Genomic DNA, 1,189 nt, shown 5'->3' with positions numbered 1-1,189 from the left:
GATGGCGAAGAGCAAGTTTGAACGAACAAAACCGCATGTTAATATTGGTACGATTGGTCACGTTGATCATGGGAAGACTTCGTTGACAGCAGCGATTACGAAATATTTTGGTGAATTTAAAGCCTATGATCAAATTGATGCTGCCCCAGAGGAACGTGCACGTGGGATTACTATTTCTACAGCACACGTTGAGTATGAAACGGAAAATCGTCACTATGCGCACGTTGATTGTCCGGGACACGCTGATTATGTGAAGAACATGATCACAGGGGCAGCACAGATGGATGGTGCTATTTTGGTTGTTTCCGCAGCTGATGGTCCAATGCCTCAGACACGCGAGCATATTTTGCTTGCGCGTCAGGTTGGTGTTCCAGCAATTGTTGTTTTTCTTAATAAAGTTGATCAGGTTGATGATGCAGAACTTTTGGAGCTTGTAGAGCTTGAGGTTCGGGAACTTTTATCCAAATATGATTTTCCAGGCGATGATATACCAATTGTTAAGGGTTCTGCTTTAGCAGCCCTTGAGGATAAGGATAAAAGCATTGGTGAAGATGCTGTTCGTCTTTTAATGAGTGAAGTTGATAATTATATTCCAACCCCTGAACGTCCTGTTGATCAACCATTTTTGATGCCGATAGAGGATGTATTTTCGATTTCGGGTCGCGGAACAGTTGTAACAGGTCGTGTTGAGCGTGGTATTATTAAAGTTGGAGAGGAAATCGAGATTATTGGTATTCGTCCAACGTCTAAGACGACAGTTACAGGCGTTGAAATGTTCCGCAAGCTTTTAGATCAGGGTCAAGCGGGTGATAATATAGGAGCTCTGCTTCGTGGTGTTGACCGTGAAGGGATTGAGCGTGGTCAAGTATTGGCGAAGCCAGGATCTGTTACGCCTCATACACGTTTTAAAGCAGAAGCTTACATTTTGACAAAAGATGAAGGTGGACGTCATACACCATTTTTCACGAATTATCGTCCTCAGTTTTACTTCCGTACGACGGATGTTACAGGTATTGTTACGCTTCCAGAAGGAACGGAAATGGTTATGCCAGGCGACAATGTTGCCATGGATGTTTCGTTGATCGTTCCGATAGCGATGGAAGAGAAGCTTCGTTTTGCTATTCGTGAAGGTGGTCGTACTGTTGGTGCCGGTATCGTCTCTAAGATCATTGAATAAATAATGCTTGTT

Annotated in this window: 1 protein-coding gene; it reads left to right on the top strand. The window is 43.5% G+C overall.

Translation table 11 applies throughout. The features are described 5' to 3' along the window. Nucleotide 1: 1 nt before the first annotated feature. The gene (tuf, locus tag ACFIJP_RS09205) at nt 2–1,177 is read left to right on the top strand and encodes an elongation factor Tu (protein WP_330167429.1); all 1,176 of its coding nucleotides are present in this window, start codon (nt 2–4) and stop codon (nt 1,175–1,177) included. The last annotated feature ends 12 nt before the right edge of the window (nt 1,178–1,189 follow it).

This window comes from Bartonella sp. MU37NMGALS (genome assembly GCF_042194015.1).
GTDB lineage: Bacteria > Pseudomonadota > Alphaproteobacteria > Rhizobiales > Rhizobiaceae > Bartonella > Bartonella grahamii.
This window is presented reverse-complemented; position numbering and strand designations above follow the sequence as displayed.